Below are 15,881 nucleotides of genomic sequence, written 5' to 3'. Positions count from 1 at the left end.
GGGCGGGGGGGGGGGGGGGGGTGGGGCGCTCTCGCGCCCCCCCCCCCGGGTGGGCCCGCGCCGGCCCTGACGGGCCGGGAGGGGTCCCCCAGTATGGGGGGCGGCCCGGCCGAGCCGTCGCGGACCCCGCCCTCACCGGGCCGGACGCGGTGGCGCGGGCGCCCCGAAGGGGCTCGCACCACCGCCGATCCGCTGGACACCTCCGACCCGATGGACACCGCCGGCAGGAGCGTGCCGCCGGTGCGGGATCGTGAACTGCCGGGAACAGGGCGCCCACAGCAGCGCCCGCCGCAGCCGTGGAACGACCGTCGGCGTCACGCAGGCCGTGTCAGGGCCGTTTCAGTAGCGGCCCTTCCAGCCCTGGGCGAGGCTGTGCGACTGCTGCGCGGAGTCGGACGACCCGGCGATGTGGTCGGCGGCGAGCACCGCACCGCCGCCGACGACGGCGAGCGCGGCGGCACCGGCCAACGCGACATGCAGCCGCGAACGGCGCGCGGGGCCCTGCTGCTCCGACACGGGGGCGGGGGTGGTCGTCTGGCTACGGGACGTCATGATTCTTCCTGTCATCGAGGGATGTGGACGTCCTCCGACGTGCTGCGGAGGTGTTCCCACTCAAGCAGGGCAAGATCGCCACGAATACCGAAAGGTGCCGGCCGGGCACGATTCCTCGGTGGCCGCCCCGAACCGCTTCGGTCGGCCCCCCGTCCGGCTGCGGTGGCGCCCCGCGCCGGACCGGGTGCCCGAGCCGTCACGCCCGCGCGACGGCTTCGAGCGGGCCGAGGGCGGCCGCCCGGCGGGCCGGGACCGCGGCCGCGAGCGCGCCGGTCGCCAGGGACAGCAGGCAGACGAGGAGGAGTGTCCCCCAGGGCAGCACCAGGGAGTACTGCTCGATCGCGCCGTTGGCGAGCGAGCCGACCGCCCAGGCACCGAACACGCCGCCGGCCAGACCGAGGAGGGTACCGAAGGCGGCGACGGTCACCGCCTCCAGGCGGATCATCCGCCGGATCCCGGTGCGGTCCATGCCGAGAGCGCGCAGTGCGCCGATCTCGCGGGTCCGTTCGGCGACGGACACGGCCAGGGTGTTCGCGATGCCGAGCGCGCCGATGACCACGCCGATGGCGAGCATGCCGTACATCACGTCGAGCAGGTCACCCACGGTGCCGGCGGCTTCGCGGACGATCTGCGCCCGGTCCCGCACGTCCAGCAGCGGGTTGTTGCCGACGGCGGCCCGTAGCCGGTCCTCGACGCTCTTCGAGACCGTGCCGCCGTCGGTGCGGACGAGGACGCGCTGAACGGAGCCGGGCAGGAAGCCGTGTTCCGCCACCTCGGCACGGGCCCCCAGCACGTCGTGGGCGACGGGGTTGTCCTGGTAGACGCCCACGACGGTGTACCGGGTGAACTGCCCGCCGCGGCCCATCCGGGCGTCGAGCAGGCCGCCCGTGGTCACACCGGTTTCGCGGGCGACGGTGCCGGAGACGGCGATCCGGCCCGGTCCGAGCTCCTTGGCGGAGCCGCTGACGAAGCGGAGCTTCATGACGGCGTCCACGGTGGCGGGGTCGACGCCGGAGATCGTCCGGACACCGCCGCCGGTGAACAGGGTGGCGTCGGCGACGGGGCTCGCGGTCCGCACGCCGGGTGTGTCGGCCACCCGCCGTGCGGCGGCCGGGTCGATGCCGGTGGTGGTGGAGCGGGTGCCGATGACGTAGTCGGCGCCGAGCCCGGCCGCGGCCCGGCGGTCGAGGGCCTGCCCGGTGGAGTGCCCGATGACGGCGAGCCCGGCGACCAGCGCGGTGGTGACCAGCAGGGTGGCGGCGGTGGCCGCGGTGCGGCGCGGGTCGCGCAGCGCGTTCTCCCGGGCGAGGCGCCCGGTGATTCCGAGGCGGCCGGTCAGCCGTCCGGTCAGCCGGATCACCGGAACGGCGAGCAGCGGCGCGAGCACGATCAGGGCGGCGACGAGGAGGGCGCAGCCGGCCATGGCGTTCCGCAGGTTCGCCTCGGAGGCGTCCTCGGCGCCGGTGAGCGGGATCAGCAGGCCCGCGCCGGCGACGAGGAGGGTCAGACCGGCCAGGCCGCGGATCCGGGACCGGCCGGCGGCGGGCGGCCGGCCGCCCGTGCGCATCGCCTCGACGGGCGCGACCTTCGCGGCCCGGCGGGCGGGCAGCCACGCGGCGAGCACGGTGACGCCGACGCCCACGGCGAGCGCGGCCGCGACGGAGCGGGGGCCGACCACCAGGGGCCCCCGGGGCAGGGTGCTCCCGTCGGTGCCCAGGAGGGCGGGCAGGACCTCGGCGATGCCGAGGCCGACCAGGAAGCCTGCCGCTGACGCGATCACGCCGACCAGGGTGGCCTCCAGCAGGACGGACCGGGACACCTGGCGGCGGGAGGCGCCGATCGCTCGCAGCAGCGCGATCTCCCGGGTGCGCCGTGCCACGAGCATGGTGAAGGTGTTGACGACGAGGAACGAGCCGATGAACAGGGAGACCCCGGCGAAGACCATCGGCACCTTCTCGTAGCCCCGGGTCAGGGTGTCGACGAGGACGGCCTGTCCGGCGGCGAGGGCGGTTCCGGTGGTGGCCTCGGCGCGGCCGGCCGGGAGCAGGCCGGTGACCCGGCGGGCGAGGTCGGCCGGAGCGGTGCCGGGCACGGCGGTCAGGTCGAGGCCGGTGTAGTGGCCGGGGGTCGCGAACAGCCGCTGGGCGGTCGCCCGGTCGAACAGGGTGAGGGTTCCGCCGGCGGTCACCCGGGTGTCGTCGGTGGTGACGACGCCCACGAGCCGTGCGGTCATCACCGGGCCGTCGGTGGCCAGCGTGACCGTGTCCCCGAGGCGGAGGCGTCCCGCGTCGGCGGTGCCGCGGTCCACGGCGATCTCACCGTCGCCGGCGGGGGCTCGGCCCTCGACGAGCGGGAAGCGGCCGTCCTTGCCGTCCGGGCCGGGGACGTAGGCGGCGGCCGGGTGCGCCCAGGCCCGGCCGGCCCGCAGCGGGGTGCCGTCGGCCGCGTTCAGGACGGCCGAGCCGTCGACGGACGGCCTTACGGTGGCGACGCCGGGCACGGCGGCCAACGTCCGGACCAGGGCGTCGTCGAGCACGTCCGCCTGCGGTTCGGCGGGTGCCCCCGGCGGGGGCGACGTCGCGGTCACGGTCACCGCGATGCCGGCGAAGTTCTTCGACGCGGCGGCACGGTGGGCCGCGGCGGTGGAGTCCGCGAAGACGAGGGTGCCGCTGACGAACGCGACACCGAGGCCGACGGCGAGGACCGTCATGGCCAGGCGGGACTTGTGGGCCAGGAGGGTGCGCAGCGCAGTTCTCAGCATGGGGCTTCCGGGTGGGTGGCGGGGTGGCCGCCTCGAAGGCGACGGGCGATGGGCGACGGGCGACGGGCGACGGGCGATCGACGCGGTTCGGGTCCGGGTTTCGGGAACTGCTCCCGGGGCGGGAGGGACGGGCGGGTCAGCCGGTGCGCGGGCCTCCGGCGGGCAGACGCCGCATCAGGTCCAGGACCCGGTCCGGCGTGGGCCGGTCCATCTCGTCGACCTGGCGGCCGTCGGCGAGGAAGAGCACGCGGTCGGCGTACCCGGCGGCGACCGGGTCGTGGGTGACCATGACCACGGTCTGGCCCAGCTCGTGCACCGATTCGCGCAGGAAGCCGAGGATGTCGGCCCCGGCCCGGGAGTCGAGGTTCCCGGTGGGTTCGTCGCCGAAGACGATCGCGGGGCGGGAGGCGAGGGCGCGGGCCACGGCCACGCGCTGCTGCTGGCCGCCGGACAGCTGCGCGGGACGGTGTCCGAGTCGCTCGCCGAGGCCCACCAGGGAGATCACCCGGTCCAGCCACTGCCGGTCCGGGCGGCGCCCGGCGATGTCCGACGGCAGTGTGATGTTCTCCAGCGCGGTCAGCGTCGGCAACAGGTTGAACGCCTGGAAGACGAACCCGATCCGGTCACGGCGCAGCCGGGTGAGCTGCCGGTCCGCCAGCGGGCCCAGCTCGGTGGTACCCACCCGCACGGATCCGGAGGTGGGGGTGTCCAGTCCGGCGACGCAGTGCAGCAGGGTGGACTTGCCGCAGCCGGAGGGCCCCATGATCGCGGTGAACTCGGCCTCGCGGAAGGCGACGTTCACCCGGTCCAGGGCCACGACCCGGGTGTCGCCGCTGCCGTAGACCTTCGTCAGGTCGGTGGTGGCGGCCGCGATCCCGGGCGTGCCGTGCGGTGTGTACGGGGGGACGGAACGGGTGGTCACGGGGACTCCTTTGCACGTGCGGAAGAGCGCACTCAAAGGGTGTCCGGGGAACGTATCGGGGCCGGGGCCGCCGTGTGTCGACGGCGGCGCCGCTGCGTATCGGTTCCGTACACCGCCCATCGGTCGGGGCGGTCGGGGCGTCGGGGCGGTCGGGCGTCGGGGCGTCGGGGCGTCGGGGCGGTCGGGTCAGCCCGGCAGGTGCAGTGTGGCGACGGCGCCGCCGTCCGGGGCGTTGTCCAGGCGCAGTTCGGCGCCGAGCACGCCCGCCTGTCCCTCGGCGATGGTCAGGCCCAGGCCGTGGCCCGGGCCGTGGCCCCGGGTGCCGGTGTGGAAGCGGCGCGGGCCGTGGAGCAGCAGGTCGGTGGGGAAGCCGGGGCCGTGGTCGCGGACGACGACGGTGCGGTCCCGGACGGTGACCAGCACCGGGGCGGCGCCGTGCCGGTGGGCGTTGACGACGAGGTTGCCGAGGATCCGTTCCAGCCGGCGCGGATCCGTCTCGACGGTCGCTCCGCTCGGGCCCGCCCCGGTGTCCTCCGCCCCGTCGGTCCTGTCGGTCCCGTCACCCCTGTCGGTCGCGGCGGTCCCGGCGGTCCCGGCGGTCCCGGCGGCTCCGGTGACGGTGACCTCGGTGGCGAGGCCGGTGCGCGCCACGGCCTCGGCGACGACGGCGCCGAGCGGTACGCGCGCGCGGACGGGTTCCTCGGCACCGGCGTCCAGGCGGGAGACCTCCAGCAGGTCCTCGACCAGGGCGCGCAGGTCGCGGACCCGGGCGCGGATCAGGTCCTCCGTCTCGCCGGGCGGCATCAGGTCGGCGGCGGCCAGCAGCCCGCCGACCGGGGTGCGCAGCTCGTGCGCCACGTCCGCGGTGAACTGGCGCTCGGTGCGCAGCCGTCGGCTGAGACTGTCGGCCATGAGGTCGACGGCGGCGGCGATGTCGGCCACCTCGTCCTGCCCCGGGACGGGCCCGGTCCGGGCGTCGAGGTCGCCGTCGGAGATCCGCACCGCGGTCCGCGAGACCCGGCGCAGCCTGCGGGCCAGCAGTCCGGCCCCGTAGACCGCGAGGGGCGTCGCCGCCGCGAGCGCGACCAGCGAGGCCGTCACCATGGTGACGTCGAGTCGGCGCAGGGTGTGGAGGTCGTTGCTCATGTTGATCTGCAGGGCGAGGACGGGGCTGCCCGGGCCGCCGGTCCGCTGGGCGGCCCAGACGCTGGGCCCCAGATTGCCCTCGACGCGCCCGTCGTAGGCCGTGTGGCGGTCGCCGTCGGCCGGGTGGCGCAGTGCGGCGGGCAGATCGGCCGGGTCGAGTTCGGCACCGTCCGCCAGCGCTCCCGTCCGCCGGTAGACGTCCATGGCCGAGTAGAGCGAGTTGACGGCCCGCGCGTCGGCCCGGCTGCGCACGTCGGCCGCGGTCCACAGGTGTACCAGGACGCCGACGGTGGCCACGACCAGGCAGGCGGTCACCGCGGCCAGCGCGGCGATCTTCCAGCGCAGCGACGCTCGGGCCGACCACCGCCCGCCGGAGACCCGCACCGGCCGCCCTCCGCGCAACGCCCGCACCGGCCTCAGCGCCTGAACTTGTAGCCGAAGCCGCGGACCGTCTCGATCCGGTCCCGGCCCACCTTCCGGCGCAGCCGTTGCACGCACAGGTCGACGACCCGGCTGTCGCCGTCCCAGCCGTAGTCCCAGACGTCGCGCAGCAGGGCGTGCCGTTCCAGGACGACGCCGGGGCGGGCGGCGAACTCCAGCAGCAGCTTCAGTTCGGTCGGGGTCAGCGCGACCGGGCTCCCCGCGACGGCCACCTCCAAGGCGGCGGTGTCGATGCTCAGGTCCCCGAACACCAGCACTTCGCCCTCCGTCGGCGGTCGCCCGTCCACGGCGGACCCGGGCTCCGGGGCGGCCGCGTACGTCGCCCGGCGCAGCAGCGAGCGGATCCGGGCCACCAGCACGTACGTCTCCACCGGCTTGACGACGTAGTCGTCGGCCCCGGCCTCCAGACCGGCGACGACGTCGAGCCCGTCACCGCGCGCGGACATCATCAGGACGGGCACCAGGCTGGTCTCCCGCACCCTGCGGCACAGGCCGATCCCGTCCAGACCGGGCAGCATCACGTCCAGGATCAGCAGGTCGAAGCCCCCGTCGCGGAACCGTTCCAGTCCCGACAGTCCGTCGGCCGCGGCCGTCACCTCGTAGCCGTAGCGCTCCAGCGCGAGGGCGAACGACCTGCGCATCAGCTCGTCGTCCTCCACCAGCAGGACGTGCACGGGCTGCGGAGAACCCGTGGAACCGGGAGAGCCCGGAGCCGGGAGGGACGAGGACACGGGCACGACTCCTGTACGCACGATCACGAGGCACCGGTCGCCCCGGCACTGCCACGCCGGCGGCGACCCGAGAGGAACCCTACGGCAGCCCCGGAGGCGGCGGCCGCACCGCACGAAGCGCGCGGGTGGTGCCGCCGCGACCGCGAACACGCAGGTCGGGCCGGGTTTCGCCGCCCGGGTCACCGCCGGTCGTGCCCTCCTTCGCCCCCTCCGGGTGGTCCCGGGCCGGGCTCCGCGCAACGAGTCGACGGCCGATCGAGCACTGCCTGATACACGGTGGATACACGCGTCCCGGCACGGGGCGGGGCCGGGGCCGCCCCCGGCCGGGCCGTGGCCCGACAGCTCGGCGTGCGTCGTCGCCCGGCCGCCGCTACCGGCGCTCGACCGTCTCCGGCCACGCCCCGGTCGAGGCGTCGACCTGCCTCGACTCGGAGACGGACTGGTTGATCCTGGTCTGCGAGGCGTTCACCCACTCCCCGGTGGTCGCCGATGTCCGCAGCCGGATCAGGGCCGAGCCCGGTACGGACCGGCGCCCGCCGGGCCCTTGACATCCCGGGCCGCGCCCGGTCGCCGGCCCCGATCACGGGCGGCCGTTCCGGTGTGACACCCGTCATGGTCCGGCAGTGATCATTTGTGCTGGTGCGGGGCTCCGCCCGATTGCGAGGATGGGCCCCGCGGACGGGGCGGGTTGCCCCGTCATCGGTCGGACGGGGGGTGTCGGCGTTGTCGCCGCATGAAATCGGGTTGTATGCAAGCGCTGCCGTGGTGGTCAGCGTGGGACTGCGGACGCTGGTACTGGTCAGCCCAGCGGAAGGCTCCGGGGCCGGGGCCGGGGCCGGGGCCGGGGAGGGGACCGGGGAAGGGGCCGGGGCCGGCCGCTCGGCGCGTGCCGGAGCCGGGCCGCGCGACATGCTCGCAGTCGCCCGTGCCGCCCTGCTGCGGCGGCCCTGGGTCACTCTTGCGCTGTTCGCCGTGATGGCGGTGATGGCCGTGGTCCAGTACGCGGTCCCCGCCGTCGTCGAGGATCTGATGCGCCAACCGGGCGCCCTGTCGGACGGGCAGTGGTGGCGGGCCGGGACCGCACTGCTGGTGCAGTCCTCGGGCATCACGCAGATCGCGATCAACCTGTCGGCCCTGCTCGTGGTCGGCGCCGTCACCGAGTCGGTCCTGGGGCGGTGGCGGACCCTGGCCGTCTTCCTCGTCGGCGGCGTCCTGTCCCACGTGGTCAGCCTGGCCGGATGGTCGACGCGAGGCGGCGGCGACTCGGTGGCCGTCTGCGCGCTGGTGGGCGCCCTGGCCGTCACCTGCCTGTCGAGCAGGAACGCCCTGGGTCTGCCGTTCAAGGGCGCCTGGTACGTCCTCCTCGTTCCCGCGGCAGGGATGGTGCTGTGCCTGTTGCACAACAACCACGGCGCGGGCCTGGTCACCGGCTGCCTGCTCGGCCTCGTCCTCGCACCCCGGAGAAGCGCTCGGGCGCCGCGGCCGGTTGCGGCGTAGCCACGAGGTCTCCCGGGTCCTTCGGGGGTGACACGACTCCTCGCACTGCGGGCGATCCCCACGAAGCCCCGTGACGGGCCCGGGCGGTGACGTGCGGCGGATCGGCCGCAGGGGCCGGATCGCCGCCGCGATCGCCGCGCCGGGTTCGCTGCGCCGGGTTCGCTGCGCCGCTCAGAGCGTGAGGTCCTGGTGCTGTGCCTGTGGGAGGGCCTGGAGTACGCCGAGGCTGCCGAGTGCCTCGGCATCCCCTTCGGCACGGTCGTCTTCACCCAGGCGATCACGGCGCGCGCGATCGTCGACGGCATGAACCAGACCCCCACCCACCCGGCCTCACCAGCCCACCGGCGAACCCCGGCAGAGCCGGGCCCGCCGCGTCGGCGCGGGGTCGCGAGGGGTGGGGTCGCGGGGGGTGGGGGCCGTCAAGGGTGGGGCGGGGCCGTGAAGGTGGGGCTGTGCGGGTGCGGTCGGCGGTGGCTTTCGGCCGATGAGTTCCCGGTCGGGTGCGGTTCCCGTGACCCTCGCGACCCGGTGCACCCCACGCGGCGCACCCGCCGTCCGGACACCGGTGAAGCGGCAGCGTACGACCGCCGTGGCGACTTTGCGGCTGTCATATGCGGAACTTCACGATCCCTCCCTATATTCGCCGTGGCGCGTCCCGGCCGCGGGTCACAGCGGCACCGTCACCACCGACAACGAGGACGGAACCAATCGTGCGCAGGAACATCAGGAGCAAGAGGCTCTCGGCCGCCGCCTGTCTGTTGGCCGGGTTCGCGGCGGCCGGGGTCCTCGCGGCCCCGGCCGCCCAGGCACAGACGGCGTCGCCGGCCCGCGTCGAGAGCCTCAACTGCAGCACCCCGACCATCGGATTCCTCAACGGCCAGTGGTACTACGGCATTTCGTGCTCGGCCTGGGGCACCACCAAGTGGTGGGTCAACGTCAACTGTTCGAACGGCTACTCGCACAGCGACGGCCCGCACACCGATTTCCTGAACGTCCTCCTGTACTGCCCGCCGGGCACCACCGTCACCAAGGGCTGGGTCAGCTACACCCCGTGACCTGAAGCCCCGGCACCCGTCGCGCCGTCGTCCCGCACCCCGGGACGGCGGCGCGCACCACGTTCCCGCGGGCCGTGGCACCCGGGGCCGGGGGAGGGGTTCAGCCGCCGCAGTGGTAGGTGAAGGAGGCGGCGGCGGTGCGGGCGGTCGGGGTGAGTAGCTGCAGGGTCGCGGTGGCCTGGAGCGAGCCCTGGCCCTCGAAGCTCCACCGCAGCACCAGGTCGGTGTGGTGCGTGCCGGAACGGACGTCCTGGGCGGTCTCGTCCGAGGTGGTGCCGTCGCTGCGCAGCCAGCGGTACCGCAGGGTGCCGGCACCGCCGTTGGTCTCCACCGCGGCGGTGACCACGGCGGTGGCCGCACAGCCGGGGCTCGCCGGGTCGGCGGTCACGGTGACGCCGGTGACGGCCAGGGCGGGGGTGCGCAGCTGGCGCCAGAACAGGAAGCCCGCGAGGGCCAGGAGCACGAGGAGCAGCGGTACCAGCCACCGCCACGTCCGGCGGGGGCGCAGCGGCTGCCCGGCCTCCGGCACCGTCCGGCCGTGCCACGCGGCGGCGGCCATCGGGGGGACGCCGGGGCCGAAGCGGCGCAACTCCCCCGGGGCGAGGGGGCGTTCCTCCGGAGAGGCGATGGCCGAAGCGGAGGCGGAGGCGGAGGCCGAAACGGAGGCGGAAACGGAGGGGACTGAGGTTTCGGCGGGTGCGGGTGCAGGTGCGGGTGCGAGTGCGGGTGCCGGTGCGACGGGCGTTGCTTCGGCGTCCTGCGACTCGGCCCGCGTGGTGGTCGAGTGCGTCTCCTCCGTCCCCTCGGCCTCCGTCGGTTCGGTGAGGGTGACGGTCTCCCCGCTCTGCGGGGCGCTGCCCCAGACGCGGGGGTCCAGGAAGGTGGCGCTCCCCGCCTCCGTGTCCTCGGCCTCGGCCCCGGCCCCGGCCCCGGCCTCGGCTTCGGCCTTGGTGAGGCGGACCGTGGCCTCCGCTGCCGCGCCCCGCGGCAGTCGGACGGTCGCCTCGTCGGGACCGGCGCCTGCGCCGGGTGCGACCCCCTTGCCGCCGCCGGTGGCCGGGCGCGCGCCGAGAGCGACGGTCGTGTCCGCGCCCGGGTCGGGCGCGGAGTCGGGGCGGGGCGTGGACATGGCTTCTCCAGGACGGGAACGGGACCGGACGGCGGGGACCAAAGGGGAGCGGAAGGGGCGACGGCGGACGACAGCGGACGACGGCGGACGACGTGTGGACGGTGGCCGGGTGTCAGCGGGGCGGGTTGCAGAGGAAGGCGGCCGTCTCGGCGGACGTCTTGCCCTGCTTGGCCGCCGCCGGGGTGGTGCTGACCCGGACGCCCCAGGTGCTGAAGGTGTCGGCCGACCCGAAGTCGTGCGCGCGGGTGACGGTGGCGGTGCCGTTCTGGACCGGCACGGTGTCGGTGGCGACGGTGATCGCCCGGCCGCCCGAGCTGTGGTACCAGCTGAACGTCAGCGTCCCGCTGCCGACGCCCTGGGCCGTCACCGTGGCCGTGGCGCTCAGGCTCCAACGGCCGCTGCACGTCATGGAGTCCAGGTTGACCGAGCCGACGGTCAGGGTGGCGGGGGCGACCGTGGGGCTCGGGCTCGGCGGGGTGGTGACGGGGGCCGACGGCGCGGCCGTGGTGGGGGCCGGTGCGGCGGGGGTGGACGGGGCGGCCGACCGGCCGGGGGAGGACGGGGTCGGTACCGCCGCTGCCGTGGGCGCCTTGGCGCTCGGCGAAGCGGTGGGGGCGCCACTGGGGGTGGCCGCGGTGGTCGCGGTGGTCGAGGGCGAGGCCGTCGGGTCGGACGCGGACGGCGTCGGGCTCACGGTGACGCCGTCCCCGCTCGGGGCGGGGGAGGTGCCGCCGTCCGTCGGCTGCTGCGGGCCGATGCTGGTGGTCGCCTCCGGGGAGGCGGCGCCGACGGCCGTCCGGGCACCGCCGTCGGTGGCCCCCGCGGCGGCCAGGCCGGCCAGTGTGGCCAGCGCGACGGCGCCCGCCGCGACACCGGTGAGGGCCTTGCCGCGATTGCGTGCGAGGACGCCGCGGCGGGCCGGGACGCGGCGCAGCGCCCCGTCGGCCGGGACGCCGTCGGCCGGGACTTCCGGAGCGGCGCCGGGAGCCGGTGCGACGCCCTGGGAGCCCAACGTGCCGGAGCCCTGGGCCGCACCCTGGGACCCCAGCGCGCCGGAGCCCTGGGAGCCCAGGGAGGTGTGCGCCAGCGAGGTGGCGCCGCCGGCCACGCCGGCGCCGGGCAGCAACGCCGCGAGCAGGGCGAGCAACCCGAGCAGGTCGAGCCGGCCGCGTTCCTCCCAGCCCGGCCCGTAGCCGGCCGTCGCGACCGCCTCCAGCTCGCGCACGAACGCGGCCGCGCTGTCGGGACGGGCCTCGGGGTCCTTGGCCAGACCCGCCACGATCAGTGGCCGGACGACGTCGGGCGCCAGGTCGGCGGGGATCGGCGCCTCGGCGTGCTGGACGGCGAGTTCGGCGATCGTGGCGCCACCGTACGGGCGGGCGCCGGTGAGGCACTCGAAGAACGTGACGGTGGCGGCGTAGACGTCCCCGGCCGGCGACGCCGGGCGGCCCGCCCACTGCTCGGGGGGCATGTACGCGGGGGTGCCGGAGACGTCGCGGTCGTCGCCGCTGGGCACCGCGATGCCGAAGTCGACCAGCTTCGAGGTGCCGGCCGTGTCGACGAGCACGTTGGCGGGCTTGTAGTCGCGGTGCACCACACCGGCCTCGTGGGCGGCGGCCAGGCCCAGCAGGGAGCCCTTCAGCACCACCAGGGCGGCCTGCGCCGTGGTGGCGCCCTCCGCGCGCAGCAGGTCGCGCAGGGCGATGCCGTCCACCAGCTCCATCACGATGGCCGAGCCCCGCTCGCCCTCCACGTACTCGTAGAGCCGGGTGATGTGAGGGGAGTCGATCCGGGCGAGGACCTCGGCCTCGGCGCGCAGCGCGGGCGTGCCGATGCGGTCGTGGAGGTACTTGATGGCGACCGGCGTACCGGTCTCCCGGTGGTGCGCGAGTACGACGCGGCCGCTGGCCCCGGCGCCGAGCTCGCGTTCGTGGACGTAGTCCGGGATCTCCCAGGCGGGCGCGGACCCGGACGCCGCCGTCGCGGTCTCCCCGGGCCGGTGCGCCGCGGTGTCCTCGGCCTGGTGGGCCACGGTGTCCTCGGCCGGCGGGGCGTCCTGGACGACGGGCGGGACGTCGTCCTGGATCGGCGGGACGTCGTCCGCCGGCGGGGCGTCCTCGGCCCGGGCGGGTTCGTCCTGGGCGTCCTCGGCCCGGGTGGGTTCGTCCGGGGTGGGTTCGTCCCGGGTGGGCTTGTCCTCGGCGGTGCCAAGGGGAACGGCGGAGGGCGTGCCGCTCCCGCCGGGTCTGCCGCTCTGCTCTGTCCGGTCGTCCATCGTTCCGTGCTCCCCGTTCCTGTCGTGCCCGCCGTCCCCGGCCGTCGGCCGTGTCCGTCGGCGCGGCACCCTACGACACTCCGGCCGACGACGAGGACGCGGCCCGGTGGACACCGGGTTCCCGGCCTCCGGGGGCGACCGGTCGCGGGGCGGGTGATTCGCACAGCGTGCCAACCATTCGGCCGCCCTCACGGCGTCCGTCGGCCGCCCCCGCGGTGTCCCTCGGCTGCCCACGACACCCGTCCGCCGCCCGCGCCGCCCGCGCCGCCCGTGACGCCCGTCCGCCGCCCGCAGCTCCGGCGGTCGATCGGTGCAGGGATCCGGGCCCCGGTTGGCGTCCGGACTCGGGTCGGTCCGATGTGCGGGGCGTGGGAGTCGGTCGTCTCTGAATCCTGTTGTCCGCATACGAATCACAAGAAGTCGGAAACGCCTCATGTTCGTGTCCGGAGTATGGTCTGTCCGACCGGAAGTCTGATGCATTGCCCGAATGGTCATATGACTGTCGGCCTGTCGATGAAGCCGCACATTCCGGATCTCACAAGCCTTCCAGTCTATGGCGTGAATCCGCGCGAATCCTCATCGCTGACGCGGGGTTACCACTCCGGTGTACATGAGTATCCGTACGGACGGACCCCCACCGACGACCGAATAGGCTTGCCGCCGACCGTGGGAATTCCGGGAGGGAGTGCAGCAGTGGGCCGAATCAAGGTCGATCCGGGTGAGATCCACATGTCCGCGGGGGTGGCCCGGTCCATCGGCGAGGACTTCGCGAAGCCCTGTCAGACGGCCGTCGCCGCCGGCCGGACGGCCGCCGGGCAGTTGGCTGGCTGGTCGGTGGCCGCCCGGCTCGGCCAGGTGGCGGGCAACTGGGCGCCGGTGCTGGCGGGCGTCGGCGACCGGCTCAGCAGGACGGCCGACAACCTCACCGCCACGGCGCAGGCCTACGCGCACAACGAGAACGCCAGTGCCGAGGTCTGGCAGAAACAGCGGATCGGCGAAGCATGGGAGAAGCCGGGCCGGTGAGCACCCTGTTCGAGCTGCTGCTCGGGTTCGACCCGGCCGGGCTGCACGATGCCGCCAAGGAGTGGCGCGGACTGTCCGACGGCGCCCAGTGCGCCGGCAACAGGCACCGCAGCCAGGTGAACGGCCCGCTGCGGCAGGCGAAGTGGGAGGGCGAGGACGCACGGAACGCCTTCCACACCCTCGGCCGGACCGAGCAGATCCTGGAGATCGTGCGGGTCGAGTCCGCCGCGGTCGCGCTCACCCTGGACACCGTCGCCGACCGGATCCACCAGGCGCAGACCGATCTGAACAACGCCCTGCACCGCGCCGAGGAGTGGGGCCTGACCGTCGGCGCCGACGGGACGGTGAACCTGCCGCCACTGGGCAAGGGCGAACAGAACGACCCCGAGGCCAGGTCCGACCCCGCGCGCAAGGCGCTGGCCACCCTGCGCGGGGACGTCCAGGACCGGATCGACAAGGCGCTGGCCGCGGCGAAGGAGGCGAGCGACCGGGGCAGCCTCGCCCTCGGCCGCCTCGACGCCGACGTCCTGACCCGGCCGAGGGCGTTCGGCTCCGCCGCCGAGACCGCCGCCGACGTGAAGGACGTCGCGAAGGACCTCGGGCTCGTCGGTCCGTACATTCCCGACAACACCGACCCGCGGAAGGCCGCCGACTGGTGGACGTCGCTGACACCTGAGCAGCGCAGCAGCTACCTCGCGCTCTACCCGGACCGGATCGGCCGCCTCGACGGACTGCCCGCAGCGGCCCGGGACGAGGCGAACCGGCTGGCCCTCGACCAGGAGCTCGACGGGCTGAAGGCCGGCCGCGCGAGCGGAGGCGGCACCACGTCCGGCGCGTACAACGCCCGCGAACAGTCCCTGATGAAGCTCAAGGAACAGCTCGACGCGCACGACACCGCGGCCGAGGACAAGCAGCTGTTCCTGCTCGGCTACGACGCCGGGGCGTACGGCGGCGACGGCCGGGCGATCATCGCCATGGGGAACCCCGACACGGCCGACCACACCGCCGTCCTGGTGCCCGGCACCGGGACGACGATCGACAGCACACCGGGCCAGCTCGCCCGCGTCGACGACCTGCGGGAGGCCGCGAAGCAGGCGTCGAAGGGGAGCGGCCAGAAAGTGTCGGTGATCTCGTGGCTCGGGTACGACGCCCCCGAGGTCCCCGTCCTCCAGGAACCGAACGTCTCCGTCGCCGGCACCACCCGGGCCGAGGACGGCGCCGAGGCCCTGCGCCGGTTCACCCAGGGCACCCGGGTCGCCCAGGGCGACCACCACGGCCACCTCTCGGTCCTCAGCCACAGCTACGGGACGACGCTCGTCGGCGCGGCCGCCGCGGGTGGGGACGGACTGGGAGCCGACGACGTCGTCGCCATCGCGAGTCCCGGGATGACCGTCCGGCGCTCCGACCAACTCCACGTCGAACCGGGCCACTTCTGGACCGGCAGGGCAACGGACGACCCGATCGAACTCGCCGCGGGACTCAGCCTCGGCGCCGACCCGATGACCGACCGGTTCGGCGGGAACAACCTCCGGGTCGACACCTCCGGGCACAGCGGGTACTGGGACGGCGGCAGTGAAAGCCTCGCCAACCAGGGCCGGATCATCGTCGGAGCGAAGCCGACCACGGTTCCCAAGGAGCACGACAGCCCACTGCTTCCCCCGTGAACACGGGAGCCGGCCCGGCCACCTCCCGTCGTCACTCTCCCCCGGCCGCAAGGAACTTCACCGTGCCGTTCCCACTGCCGCGACCCGCTGCAGGCCGCGCCGGAATCCGGCGCCCGGGCGCCGCCGTGACAGCGCTCGGCCTGTCCCTGACCCTCGGAGGATGCATGTCCGTGCCCCGTCCCGCCGCGCCGCTCCCGGTCAAGGCCCGCCAGGACGCCCAGGACTGGGCCGACCACATGACCGCCTACATGGCGCAGACCGCCGGCGTCGCCCTCGATCCCGGCAGCGCCGAGCCGTTCTTCAACGACTGCGTCGGCAGGAACGACGAGGTCGCCGAGGACGGCCGGTACACGATGTCGTACGCGGTCTACAGCTCCGCCCCGCTCGACCGGCACCCGGAGGCCGTCCGCAAGGTCCGCACGATGCTCGAACAGCAGGGCTTCACGATCGACGGCTACCGCGAGACCGCCGACGGAAAGGTGGACACGGTCGTCGACGCCTCCCAGGCGTCGAGCCGGTACCTGATCACGGTCCAGACCACGACCGGAGGCCTGCTGCTCTTCCGGGTCAACACCCCGTGCCTGCTGCCCCCGCCGCCGTCCGCGCCGTCCGGCCCGTGAACGCGAACGAGGTCCGGCACCTGGGTGGGTGCCGGACCTCGTCCGAACAGGGGAGCGCCCGGCCC

12 protein-coding genes and 1 pseudogene are annotated in these 15,881 nt (G+C 75.0%); 6 read left to right on the top strand and 7 right to left on the bottom strand.

The window, feature by feature from the left end; translation table 11 throughout:
- Nucleotides 1–339: 339 nt before the first annotated feature.
- The 5 genes from ACFV0O_RS40105 to cseB form a co-directional block, all read right to left on the bottom strand.
- Nucleotides 340–552, bottom strand: coding sequence for a hypothetical protein (locus tag ACFV0O_RS40105; RefSeq protein ID WP_380349573.1), 213 nt, complete (start codon nucleotides 550–552; stop codon nucleotides 340–342).
- A 196-nt stretch (nucleotides 553–748) separates the two neighbouring features.
- Entirely contained in the window at nucleotides 749–3,313 is a 2,565-nt protein-coding gene (locus ACFV0O_RS40100) for an ABC transporter permease (RefSeq protein WP_380349570.1), read from the bottom strand.
- A 136-nt stretch (nucleotides 3,314–3,449) separates the two neighbouring features.
- A complete protein-coding gene (locus ACFV0O_RS40095; RefSeq protein ID WP_380349567.1) occupies nucleotides 3,450–4,235 on the bottom strand; it encodes an ABC transporter ATP-binding protein in 786 nt (261 codons plus the stop codon).
- Between the two features lie 186 nt (nucleotides 4,236–4,421).
- The gene (locus ACFV0O_RS40090; RefSeq protein ID WP_380349564.1) at nucleotides 4,422–5,765 is read right to left on the bottom strand and encodes an ATP-binding protein; all 1,344 of its coding nucleotides are present in this window, start codon (nucleotides 5,763–5,765) and stop codon (nucleotides 4,422–4,424) included.
- Nucleotides 5,766–5,797: 32 nt separating this feature from the next.
- Nucleotides 5,798–6,463 (bottom strand): two-component system response regulator CseB, encoded by a 666-nt coding sequence (gene cseB, locus ACFV0O_RS40085; protein WP_380349586.1) that lies wholly within the window; start codon nucleotides 6,461–6,463, stop codon nucleotides 5,798–5,800.
- Between the two features lie 999 nt (nucleotides 6,464–7,462).
- On the opposite strand from cseB, the gene ACFV0O_RS40080 reads away from it, so the two are divergent.
- The 3 genes and pseudogenes from ACFV0O_RS40080 (at nucleotide 7,463) to ACFV0O_RS40070 (ending at nucleotide 9,105) form a co-directional block, all read left to right on the top strand.
- Complete coding sequence (locus ACFV0O_RS40080) at nucleotides 7,463–8,050, top strand: rhomboid family intramembrane serine protease (protein ID WP_380349561.1); 588 nt, start codon at nucleotides 7,463–7,465, stop codon at nucleotides 8,048–8,050.
- A gap of 150 nt (nucleotides 8,051–8,200) precedes the next feature.
- Nucleotides 8,201–8,311, top strand: a pseudogene (locus ACFV0O_RS40075) (RNA polymerase sigma factor); the annotation flags it as partial.
- Between the two features lie 449 nt (nucleotides 8,312–8,760).
- A complete protein-coding gene (locus ACFV0O_RS40070) occupies nucleotides 8,761–9,105 on the top strand; it encodes a hypothetical protein (protein WP_360262497.1) in 345 nt (114 codons plus the stop codon).
- Between the two features lie 100 nt (nucleotides 9,106–9,205).
- Here ACFV0O_RS40070 and ACFV0O_RS40065 read toward each other — a convergent pair whose 3' ends face one another.
- Together ACFV0O_RS40065 and ACFV0O_RS40060 are read right to left on the bottom strand one after the other, a co-directional pair.
- A complete protein-coding gene (locus ACFV0O_RS40065; RefSeq protein ID WP_380349559.1) occupies nucleotides 9,206–10,234 on the bottom strand; it encodes a hypothetical protein in 1,029 nt (342 codons plus the stop codon).
- 112 nt (nucleotides 10,235–10,346) lie between these two features.
- Nucleotides 10,347–12,509, bottom strand: a complete 2,163-nt coding sequence (locus ACFV0O_RS40060) for a protein kinase (protein ID WP_380349557.1) — start codon at nucleotides 12,507–12,509, stop codon at nucleotides 10,347–10,349.
- 693 nt (nucleotides 12,510–13,202) lie between these two features.
- Here ACFV0O_RS40060 and ACFV0O_RS40055 point away from each other — a divergent pair.
- The 3 genes from ACFV0O_RS40055 (at nucleotide 13,203) to ACFV0O_RS40045 (ending at nucleotide 15,816) form a co-directional block, all read left to right on the top strand.
- A complete protein-coding gene (locus ACFV0O_RS40055) occupies nucleotides 13,203–13,532 on the top strand; it encodes a hypothetical protein (protein WP_360262500.1) in 330 nt (109 codons plus the stop codon).
- On the top strand, nucleotides 13,529–15,196 hold the full coding sequence (locus ACFV0O_RS40050; RefSeq protein ID WP_380349553.1) for an alpha/beta hydrolase: 1,668 nt from the start codon (nucleotides 13,529–13,531) through the stop codon (nucleotides 15,194–15,196). The genes ACFV0O_RS40055 and ACFV0O_RS40050 overlap by 4 nt, the downstream gene beginning before the upstream one ends.
- A 164-nt stretch (nucleotides 15,197–15,360) precedes the next feature.
- Nucleotides 15,361–15,816 (top strand): hypothetical protein, encoded by a 456-nt coding sequence (locus ACFV0O_RS40045; RefSeq protein ID WP_380349550.1) that lies wholly within the window; start codon nucleotides 15,361–15,363, stop codon nucleotides 15,814–15,816.
- Nucleotides 15,817–15,881 lie beyond the last annotated feature (65 nt).

The sequence above is a fragment of the Kitasatospora sp. NPDC059577 genome (genome assembly GCF_042735475.1).
GTDB lineage: Bacteria > Actinomycetota > Actinomycetes > Streptomycetales > Streptomycetaceae > Kitasatospora.
Note: the sequence above shows the minus strand (reverse complement) of the source record. Positions and strands in the feature narration are given on the sequence as shown.